The organism is Micromonospora sp. NPDC048830 (assembly GCF_043198215.1).
GTDB lineage: Bacteria > Actinomycetota > Actinomycetes > Mycobacteriales > Micromonosporaceae > Micromonospora.
Genome location: NZ_JBICUP010000085.1, coordinates 1 through 10924 on the forward strand (window position 1 = coordinate 1; position 10924 = coordinate 10924).

General features: G+C 64.7%; 5 protein-coding genes and 2 pseudogenes. 2 read left to right on the forward strand and 5 right to left on the reverse strand.

Annotation, left to right across the window (positions count from 1 at the left end; translation table 11 throughout):
• Positions 1-69: 69 nt before the first annotated feature.
• On the reverse strand, positions 70-255 hold the full coding sequence (locus ACGFIZ_RS33275) for a hypothetical protein (protein WP_393427062.1): 186 nt from the start codon (positions 253-255) through the stop codon (positions 70-72).
• Positions 256-456: 201 nt separating this feature from the next.
• Between ACGFIZ_RS33275 and ACGFIZ_RS33280 the strand changes: the two genes are divergently transcribed.
• A complete protein-coding gene (locus ACGFIZ_RS33280) occupies positions 457-720 on the forward strand; it encodes a hypothetical protein (RefSeq protein ID WP_393427064.1) in 264 nt (87 codons plus the stop codon).
• Positions 721-1148: 428 nt separating this feature from the next.
• Here the strand turns inward: ACGFIZ_RS33280 and ACGFIZ_RS33285 are convergent, their stop codons facing one another.
• A complete protein-coding gene (locus ACGFIZ_RS33285) occupies positions 1149-1442 on the reverse strand; it encodes a hypothetical protein (protein WP_393427068.1) in 294 nt (97 codons plus the stop codon).
• Here ACGFIZ_RS33285 and ACGFIZ_RS33290 point away from each other — a divergent pair.
• Positions 1425-1511, forward strand: a pseudogene (locus ACGFIZ_RS33290) (integrase); the annotation flags it as partial. The gene ACGFIZ_RS33285 and the pseudogene ACGFIZ_RS33290 overlap by 18 nt on opposite strands.
• 152 nt (positions 1512-1663) lie before the next feature.
• Here ACGFIZ_RS33290 and ACGFIZ_RS33295 read toward each other — a convergent pair.
• The 3 genes and pseudogenes from ACGFIZ_RS33295 to ACGFIZ_RS33305 all read right to left on the reverse strand — a co-directional run bounded on the left by ACGFIZ_RS33295 (position 1664) and on the right by ACGFIZ_RS33305 (position 10909).
• A complete protein-coding gene (locus ACGFIZ_RS33295; RefSeq protein ID WP_393427070.1) occupies positions 1664-2188 on the reverse strand; it encodes a hypothetical protein in 525 nt (174 codons plus the stop codon).
• 251 nt (positions 2189-2439) lie between these two features.
• A pseudogene (locus ACGFIZ_RS33300) lies at positions 2440-2979 on the reverse strand (GntR family transcriptional regulator); the annotation flags it as partial.
• Positions 2980-3076: 97 nt separating this feature from the next.
• Positions 3077-10909, reverse strand: coding sequence for a hypothetical protein (locus tag ACGFIZ_RS33305; RefSeq protein ID WP_393427066.1), 7833 nt, complete (start codon positions 10907-10909; stop codon positions 3077-3079).
• Positions 10910-10924: the final 15 nt, after the last annotated feature.

The following is a 10924-nucleotide window of genomic DNA, read 5'->3' on the forward strand; positions in this document are numbered from 1 at the left end:
ACGGTCGGAACGGCGGCAGCCAACACGCAACGCTCCTTCCCCGCCCCGAATCAGGGCACCCAGTGCGGATCAGTCAGCCGCGCTGACCGCCACCCAGCCCCCGACCATCTGGCCGAAAGCCGTCGCGGAATCCGGCGATCCACTCGCGCCGAAAGCCGGCGGCGAGCCGTTCGGTATCAGGCGGGTATCGGCGTGCGCGGCGAACTGGGTCGACGCGGCATCCGCCGCCACGTCCACGTGGTGCTCGAAGGCCAACTGGCGCCCAGGCCGTCGGTGAGCCGGTCCAGGGGCGGCGTTAGCCGGCAACGTCGGCCGATCGGGCCAACGGGAAGTGCGCGGCGAAGTTCGCGTCCACGTGTGCCAGGTACACCGAACGGATCCGCCCCAGCGCTGTCGTCGATCTTGCCGATTAGGTCCAGGGCCGCTGCCCGGCGCGGCCGTGGACGGCGAGGCGCTGTGCGCGCTCGCATCGCCACCGGCCCGGTGTTCCTGGTCGCGGCGGTCGGGCGCGGCACCGGTGTGATCCTGGAACAGCGCCAGGTCCGCGTGAGCCGTGTCCTGGCCAGTGCGTATGGCGGCGCGGGTTTCATGCGGGTCCCCGAGCCAGGCGAGCGTTTCGGCCACTGCGCTGTCGAGAGCGGCGGCATGATCGGGGACGCAGACTCGGAGCGAGTCGTGGACCGCTCTGGCCGGTGCCACGCCGGCAGCCCGACCGTTTGACATGGCTGATGCCCCGCGCCAACTGGCGATCCAGCCGATCGCCCAGATGCGCTGGCGCTCACCTGGAGCCGGCCGACGATGACGCCGATTGTGGCCGCCGTGATGTCGCACCACTCCAGAACAGTGTCGACGGATGGCGGGCCGGCGCTCGCCCTACCGGCATCAGACAGCGCACCGACGGCACCCGCACCCGCGCCGACGAGCAACACGGGGCGCGAAATCTGCGCGAGCCGGGCCTGACCGGACATGGCCACTCTCCTTTGGATGCACACCGCGTCCCGCTCCATAACCTTGAATCCCCATCGGGAAACTAGGATATTGGATAGAGCGCCAGCGAGCGATACCGCAGAGGTCGAGCAGGGATGTAGGTTCTGTCACAGGAACTGGATGTTGTTGGTGATCTTGGTTGCTTGATCGCTGTGGGGGCGTCAACGATGGCCGGCGCCAGGCTGTACGTCCTTGCGGTCGTCGAACACACCACCCGCCGAGTACGCATCCTCGGCGCCACCGCTCATCCGACCGCCGGCTGGGTTGCCCAGGCGGCCCGGAGCCTGGTGATGGACCTTCAGGACGCCGGATGCGCGGTGAAACACCTGATCCAGGATCGGGACGGCAAGTACCCGACCCTGTTCGACGCGATCCTCGCCGACGCCGACATCACGGTCGTGCGCAGCGACGTCCGAATGCCCCGCATGAACTCGATCATGGAACGGTGGATCCACGCCTGCCGTCATGAACTGCCCGACCGAACACTGATCCGGAACCAGACACACCTGTTACACGCACTCCGCGAGTACGAACGCCACCACAACCAGCATCGGCCCCATCCGGGCATCACGAACGCCCGGCCTCTGCGTCCACTGCCCGAACCGATCACCGATCCCGCCGCGCTGGCACGCCTGAACGCCCACCGACACGATCGACTCGGCGGACTCCTACACGACTACGAGAACACCGCTGGACCAGCACGGATGAAGTTTCCGGCACCCGCAACGCTGGGCTGCTGGGCAGCGGTCTGCGCGGTCAGCAGCAGTCCTGCGGCGACGGCCGCGAGGATTCCCACGCCGAGCCAGTCCGCCCGTTCCCGTGGTGGCAGACAGACGGTGAGCGGCCAGCACAGGGGAATAACGGCGATGGACAGCGCCGGTAGGACCAGCGCCGTCCGCCACGACCAGTGCGTCGCCGCCGCGCCGGCCAGCGGCGCGGTAGCGGAGAACCCGGCGAGGCAGGCGCCGAAGGCGGCCAGCGGGGCCGGGCGGCGGGCGGTGGGCAGCCGGGCAGTGCCGGCGAGCGCGGTGGCGGTGACCGCCCCGGAGCCCACCGCCAGCAGGACGCGAACGGTGATCACAGCGGCCAGGGTGTTCTCGCAGGCCCGCTCGTACGGCAGATGCTGGTAGCCGACCAGATACGCGCCGATCGCGCGCACCCGCGGCCCGTACTGGGTCGAGGCGCCCACCCCGTCCGGCACCGGCGCCATCGTGGTCGTCCCGCACCCGGCAACGGCGATGCTCCAACCGATGCTCGACCACGTGCAGCCGCAGGACCAGCGACACGAGAAGTCCCGAAATTCGGCAGCAGGATCCATTCACCGCACAAACACGACTGGAGCAAGCCGAACAACGATCGGCGGCTCCCACACACCCGCCGACTCACCCCGGCATCGAAATGATCAACCGGTGATCGCCGCCAACCGCGTCGGTGGATCAAGGCCGCCGGCAGGTCGGCGCGTTCGATCGCGGTGAGGATGTTCTCGTGCCACACGTCCATATCGGGGTGGTTCGGGTGGCTGAATAGCAGGACGCGCAGGCACATGCGCGTCTCCACCGCCACGGTGTCAAACGCGTGGATGAGCCGTCGACTGCCCGTGGCGTGGACCAGTTCACGATGGAATGCCGGGTCCAGCCCATCGGACTGTTCCCACTTCTGCTCCGACAACAACTGCCGGTACCGATCGAGGATGTCCCGCAGGCGTGCGAACGCCGTGGCATCGGGATGCCTGACCATGTGAGCCAGCGCGGCTGATTCCGCAGCGCCGCGGAGGCGGTACACGTCCTCCACATCCGCCAATGACAGGACAGGAACGAACACGCCGCAGTTACGTTCGGAGCGCAGCAGCCCCTGCTCGATCAGCCTCTTCAAGGCCTCGCGGACCGACGCAGCACGGGCCACCTGCACCGTCTGCTCCGGAATCTGGAACCGCGACCGCGGCTGCACTGACACTCGCACACCCCGCCGCACGGCCGGAAACGACAAGAACACGACCGCGAACAGGGATCATCACCCAGGAACCGGCCAGGCAGAACGATCCCGACGGCGTGTCACGACGCTCCCTTGATCAGCAGGTCCGCCGCTATTTCTACAGTCCCGGTAGCGGCTGTTCGCGGTTGCCGGGCGCCTCCTTCTGCCCGGTGAGTTGTCGGGTGAGTTTTTCGAAATTCTTGTCGTTGTATATCCAGCCCGTGTCGATGAACCGGTAGGCGTTTCCGGATCCGCCGACCAACGGTGCCGTGACCACCGCGAAAATGTTTGTGACACCATCATCCGGTCCGACCAGCCGCAACCCACGCCCTACCCGCAGGGTGATCTTCACCCCAGCGGAGAGGTCCATCTCCTTCCCATCTAATGTATTGACCGAACCGCCGATCTTAAGGTTTAGGGGGCTGGGCAATCGTTTCTCCGTCCCCAATTTTGCATCGATGGATACCGAGTCAGAATGGGTCCACCGATCCACTGATTCCCACAGCGCCTTTTTGCGCAGGCGCTCGATGTCGCTCGCCGTGGGGGCGGGATCGACCAGTTCCAGGTACAGGGTCCGTCCGGTCCCGTTCTGCTCGGCTTCCACGACCGCGGTGGGTCGACCATCCATGTCATACCCCAGTCGGAGACGAACCTCCTTCAAGTCGCCGGGGAGGACAGGCGGACTTCCGTCGACCACCCCGACGCGTGGGATAAGACCTCTTCGGCCGGCTCGCCCCCCGAAGCGGGGGCCCAGGCGCCCATCTCCGCCCACCGGCGACGTGTAGTAGTAGAAGTCGCTGAACAACCACCGGTCGTCGAGTTCCCACACCCGGCCGGCTTCCGTGTTCCTCAGTTCGGCCAGCTCGTCGTTGGTGAACCTGCGTTCGACACCCCCGGCGCCATCGGAGAGCGAATGATCTCCGGTGGGTTCCCGCCCGACCGCCGCCGGCCTCTCGGGCAGCGGCTCACCCCCGATGCGCCGACGTTTCCTGACCCGCCCAGCCGATCCGGCTTGCTGTTCGCGGTCGCGCGTCTCTTTCCGCCGGGTGAGCTTTCGGGTGAGTTCCTCGAAATTCTCGCCGTTGTATTTCGAGTCCGTGTCGATGAACCGGTAGGCGTTTCCGGATCCGTCGACCAACGGCGCCTTGACCACGACGAAAACGTCTGTGACAACATCATCCGGTCCGACCAGCCGCAACCCACGCCCTACCCGCAGGGTGATCTTCACCCCAGCGGAGAGGTCCACCTCCTTCCCATCTAAGGTATTGACCGAACCGCCGATCTTAAGACTTAGGGGGCTGGGCAATCGTTTCTCCGTCCCCAATTCGTCATCGATGGATATCGAGTCGGAAAGGGTCCACCGATCCACTGATTCCCACAGCGCCATTTTGCGCAGTCGCTCGATGTCGCCCTTGGTGGGGGCGGGATCGACCAGTTCCAGATACAGGGTCCGTCCGGTCCCGTTCTGCTCGGCTTCCACGACCGCGGTGGGTCGACCATTCATGTCATACCCCAGTCGGAGACGAACCTCCTTCAAGTCGCCGGGGAGGACAGGCGGACTTCCGTCGACCACCCCGACGCGTGGGATAAGACCTCTTCGGACGGTTCCCTCCCCGAAACGGGGGCCCAGTCGCCCACTTTTGTCCACGAACGACGTGATGTGGTAGAAGTCGCTGAACAACCACCGGTCGTCGAGTTGCCACATTCGGCCGGCTTCCGTGTTCCTCGGTTCGGCCAGCTCGTCGTTGGTGAACCTGCGTTCGACATCCCCGGCGCCATCGGAGAGCGAATGATCTCCGGTGGGTTCCCGCCCGACCGCCGCCGGCCTCTCGGGCAGCGGCTCACCCCCGATGCGCCGACGTTTCCTGACCCGCCCAGCCGATCCGGCTTGCTGTTCGCGGTCGCGCGTCTCTTTCCGCCCGGTGAGCTTTCGGGTGAGTTCCTCGAAATTCTCGCCGTTGTATATCCAGCCCGTGTCGATAAGACGGTAGGCGTTTCCGGATCCGTCGACCAACGGCGCCTTGACCACGACGAAAATGTTTGTGACAACATCATCCGGTCCGACCAGCCGCAACCGCCGCCCTACCCGCAGGACGATCTCCACCCCAGGGGAGAGATTCACCTCCTTCCCATCTAACGTCTTGACCGAACCGCCTATCCCAATACGCAGGGGTTTGCGCAATCGTTTATCCGTCCCCATTTTCACAGCGACGGATATCTCGCCGGAAAGCGTCCACCGATCCGCTGATTCCCACAGCGCCATTTTGCGCAGTCGCTCGATGTCCCCCGCCGTGGGGGCGGGATTGACCAGTTCCAGATACAGGGTCCGTCCGGTCCCGTTCTGCTCGGCCGTTGCTTCCACGACCGCGATGGGTCGACCATTTATGTCATATCCCAGTCGGAGACGAACCTCCTTCAAGTCGGCGGCGCGGACAGGCGGACTTCCGTCGACCACCTTGGCGTGTGGGATAAGAACTCTTAGGCCGGTTCCCTCCCCGAAAACTGGGCCCAGTCGCCCATATCCGCCCACCGGCGACGTGTAGTAGTAGAAGTCGCTGAACAACCACCGGTCGTCGAGTTCCCACACCCGGTCGGCTTCCTTGTTCCTCAGTTCGGCCAGCTCGTCGTTGGTGAACCTGCGTTCGATCTCTCGGTAGATGAGTCTTTCGGTGCCATCGGTCGTGGGGTACGGGATTTCGGCAATACCGACGCCTTCTCCGTCGAGCTTCCCGAAACGGATAGCGACCACATCACCCGGGATGGCGAACCGTCCGACATAAAGGAGATATGTGCTCATGTTCTTGCTGCCCAGCCAGATGCGCAAATCTGGTTCCCGCCCGGCGGAGTTGACCTTGACGGTGACGCGGATGGTGAACGGGTCTTCGAGGTCCCATCGGTCCTCGTCTTCCCAGCCGCTTCTTGTATGAAGGACGGTGAGGTGCCGGAGGTGTTCTTCGAGTTCCTTGGCCTGGCTGCGGGGAGAGGCGGGGTGTTGACGGATGGCCGCGAGGTTGCGGTGGAGTGTGTCTCGCAGGATGTGCCAGTGAAGGTTAGTGGGATTCTGTTCCGCCGTCTGGATTTTCGCTTTCAGCAGACGGAGTGCCTCGTCAAACGCGGCAGCCCGTAGGTGCTGTTCATCGGGGGTCACCGGTGGCCGGGGGAAGCCCGCGGCGATGCGGATGCGGGCATCGTGTGAGTCACGAGGTTGGACGATGATGTAGATGCCGCTCCACCAAACGACTGGTTGCGGGATGCGACCGTTCAGCGGGCCGATGGTGTACGGGTCACCGAACGGGTGGTAGATCCGCATCGGCTGATCCATCCCCCAGGCCAGGACATGGAGAACCAGATGCGCGGCGTCGTAATCCCCGGACTGGGTGTTTGCGATCTTGCCGATCAAGAGCCGGTGCAGGGTTTTTCGCCGCTGCGGGGACGCGTTCTCCGGATACGGAAGAAACTCGGTGAACCTCGACTCTCCGCCCCCGAGGTCGGCGGCCAGTTGACGGGCCATCCACGCACGCACCCCAGCCACGGTGGTGACCCCCAACTTCACCAACCGCTCCCGGTAGGCGTTCAACACCGACTCGTAAAAGGCGAAGTGCGGCTTCGCCCGATACTGCTCGAAATCGATGTCGAACACCTCCTGCGCCCACTGGCCAAACGCCGCCTCGCCACGAGTGCCCATGGCCCACAACTGTTTGGACACCGAGGTCACTCTCACCCGCCTTGCGGGGGCTCGACCGGGCTGATGCCCCTCCGGCAGCTCCCACTCCGTGGGGGGCTTCGGTGTCGACAGATCGAAATCTGTCAGATCGAGGTGCCATTCGTCCTGAAAAGCCAGGTCAAGAAACGCCGGGTCGAAGTCTTCCATTAGAGCGGGCGGCTGCCAGTCTGGGAAGTCGGCCGGATCGATGGGGGTGTCTCCTGATGCCTGCATCGCTTGGGACGGGCTGCGTGGTGTGCTGGTGGAGGCGAGCAGGAGCGACATGCCATCGACACCGGAGTCGGCGTCACCCGGCACGGTACCGCGGGCGCCGGCCGCATCCGGCGTGCCGGGTGTCGCGCTGCCGGCCGACCGGGTCACCGTGCCGCCGCTGAAGTCGAACGCCTCACCGGTCCGCCGCCACCGCTCGGCGTCGGTCTCGACCGTGTCCGCAGCGGTGCGCTGCGGCGTGCTCATGTCACGGCCGAACGTGTCACCGCCAGACGGCCCACCCTCGGTGCCCGACCCACCCCTGGTGCGCTGACGTTTCGCGGCTGGCCCAGGTGCCAACTCGGGTTGCTGTTCGCCTTTGGTGCGCCGCTTTTTCCGCGTGTCGATGAGCCGGAAGGCGTATACGATTGTTCCGTCTTCCAACGGCTCAACCAACGGCGCCTTGACCACAGCCCAAGGGGTTGAGGAGTAAATGTTTGCGCCGGCGTCCGATCTGAGCAGCAGTGGTCCTACCCGCACGGTGACCGCCGTGCCCTCGTCGAGCTTCACCTTCTTGCCATCTACAGTCATGTCCGAACCGCCGGCCCTAAGACCCTGAGTTCCGCGCAATCGATTCTGCGAATCAATGTGGGTATTGATAGATATTGGGTCGCGAAGCGTCCACCGTTCCGCTGGTTCCCACAGCGCACCTTTGCGCAGCCGCTCGATGTCGTCCGCGGTGGGGGCGGGGTTGACCAGTTTCAGGTACAGGGGCCTTCCGATCCCGGTCATGTTGGCCGGCATTACCACGTCCGCGAAGGGTTGACCTCCCACGTCATACCCGAGTTCGAGACGGACCTCCCCCTCGGGGAGAACGAACCAACTTCCGTCGACCACCTCGCCCCTCGATGGGATACGATGGCGGATTTTTTTTTCGCCGAGACGGGCAGCCAATCGCCATGTTCTGTAATCCCAGGTCGTCGTGTAGTAGAAGTAGTCGCGGGGCTCCCGCTCCCCCTGGAATCTCCACACCGGGCCGGTCGGTACCCTCTCCTTCAGTTCTTCCAGATCACTGGCAGTGAAGTTGCGGCCGATCTCTCGGTAGGTGTAGGTGAGTTCTTCGCTGCCGTCCCTGGTGTACGGGATTTCGATAAAACCGACACCTTCGTCGCCGACCTTCCCGAAACGGATTTCGACCGCATCGCCCGGGACAACCATTCGGCCAAGATAACCGAGATATGTTTCAGTGCCGCCCAGCCAGATTGCTACCCCTGGACGCCCGCGCTTGAGGGTGGAGGTGATGCGGAGGGTGAATTGGCCTTCGAGGTTGGCCCTTGGCTTCTTGTCCACCCAGCTGCTGTCTTTGATCAGACTGATAAGGTATTGGCGATGTTCTTCGAGTATGTCGTCCTGGTGGGCCCGCTTGCCGGGGTCGGCGGGGCGTTGATCGATGACCGCGAGATTGCGGTGGAATGTGGCTTGCAGGATGGGCCAGTGTTTTGGGGGGTTATCCCCTTTCGCCCTGGCGATTTCCGCTTGCAGCCGGCGGAGTTCGTCCTCGAACGCGGCATCCTGTTGACGCTGCTCGTCGTTGGACACCGACTGCGGGGAAAAGCTCTCGATGGGGGCACCGTCTGGGTTTGCAGGATGTTTGACGACGATGTAGATGCCGTTCCACCACACGACCGGCTGTGGGATGACACCGTAACCGGGCGACGGGCCGATCGCGATCGGCTCACCGAACGGATGGTAAACCAGCATCGGCCGGTCCAACCCCCAGGCCACAACATGAGGACCCACATGCGTGACGTCCCAATCCCAGGATTGAGGGTTTCCGAGCTTGTCGAGCCACTGCCGGTGCAGGGCCTCTCGTTCCCGCTCGGACATCAGCTCCGGATACGGAAGAAACTCGGCGAACCTCGACGGTTCAACCTGGGTGAGGTCGGCGGCCAGTAGGCGGGTCACCCACGCGCGCAGTCCATCCGAAGTGGTGACGCCCAACTTCTCCAAATCTTTTCGGAAGATGTCAAACGCCGAATCCCAGAAGGCGTTGTTCGACTTCGCGGTGTCCGCCGCGAGATCGATGCCGAACACCTCTTTCGCCCAGTCCTCGAATTTCTGCGACACCCCTGACGGCCGGTCGGAGGGTGGGCCGTCTGGCGGCGGCGCCAGCGCGGAAGCCACACGCTGGGTGAGCTGGTGTGTGAGCGCAGCAGAATTGCTGCTTTCCCAATTCGTTTCGACGAGCCGGTAGGCGTATCCGGATCCGTCGACCAACGGTGCACTGACCACGACGGAAATGTATGTGACGATATCGTCTCCGACCCGCCGCCACCGATCTCCTACCAGCAGGCTGATCGCCGTGCCCTGGCTGAGATCCACCTCCTTGCCACCTAGCGTATTGTCCGAACCGCCGACCCAAATACCCAGGGGTTCGGGCAATCGCTGATTCGCCCCCATTTTGTCATCGATAGATATGCTGTTGAAAAGCCACCAATGAATCTCTGATTCCCATGGCGTAGTGTGCGAGTTCGCGCTGCCATCCGGGAGATCGATGTCGGACTCCCTGCTCGCCTGCGGCCCGGATGTCCCCGGGCCAGTAGCAGACAGGTCGTAATGTTCCGCTGAACCGAACGGCTGCTGGCCGCGCAAAGCGTCAGGGCCGGCCGGGGGGCGCCGCCATTGCATCGCCGCCGTACCAGAGAACGAATCAGCGGACGGCTCCAGAGACTCAAAATCTGCCAGCAGAGCCGGAGAGCCGACCGTTTCCGGCAGCAACCCCCAGTCAGGCACCGATGCCGACAGATCCACCCCTGCCAGATCCGACTGGACCTGTCCGGTACCCCCCAGCTCCCAGGCGTCGGCGAGCGTCGGTGTATTCATTCGAGGCAGATCCAGACCCATTTCCAGATGCGGGTCGACTACGTTGTGGGATGCCTGATCACCAGACACCAGGCCAGGACCAGACGGGACGCCATTGCCCGCTGGACCGGGTGGCTGCCCGTGGGAGTCGGCCGGGTCGGTGTTTGCCCGCATCGCGTGGGACGGGCCGCGTGGCGTGCTGGTGGAGGCGAGCAGGAGTGCGCTGGGGTCGGTGCCGGTCGTGGTGTTCGGCCGCGGGTGGCGGGTGGTGTGGCCGAGTAGGTCGGTGATGGTGGTGGGCCGTCCGTTCCCGTCGAACGCGGCCAGCAGGGTGCTGGATGCGAACAGGTGTTGTAGCCACGGATCTTGTATCGGATTTTTCGGTTCGGGTCGGTTGGCGGCGTCGGGCACCAGGGGGTCCCGCACCTGGATTCTCGGCGGCCCGGATTCCTGTGGCTGGCTGTAAAGGGCGAACACGTGTTGCGGTTCGTTCGGTGGCGCGTCCCTGACCACGACCATCGATCCTGGCGCCGCCTTCAGCGCGGCCAGCACGTCCTCTCCTGCGACTCCGTGCGGGTGGGGGGCGACATGCTCGGGTACCGTGTCGAGGATTTCCATCAGTTGCGGCCAGCCCATGGTGGGCGCGAGCCGGCCGTCGGGTCCGAGGATCCGGTCGTCGAACACCGCCCGGTTGCCCAGCCGTTTGTACTCGGTTTGGAACACATCGAGGGTGGCCGCCACGCACCACCACGGGGCGCCGCTGCTGCCGGGACGCGCCTGCTCCGCAGTGGCCCAGTTGGCGGCCCGCTGCCCGGACTCGAACATCCCGACGGCCTGCCCGGTTGCCGCAACGGCCGGCTCGCCAAACTTGCCGGGGTCGCCACTGACCGGTTCATCCCGCAAGAACACGTCACTCAACGAACCCGTGTCGCCGAGTCCAGACTTGCCAGGCACCCCACCAAGCGACTCGTCCCGCAAGAACACCTCACTCAACGAACCGGTGTCGCTGGTGTCGAGGTTGCTGAACACGTCATCGCTGGAGACAGACGTGGCGCTGGCGCTGTCACTGTCACTGGCGCTGTCACGGTCGCTGGCGCTGTCACGGTCGTTGGCGTTGGCGTTGGCGTTGTGGTGGATCGGCGTGTCATCGGCGCGGGAGGCAGCGCCGGCCGGCACCGTGCTACGCGCGTT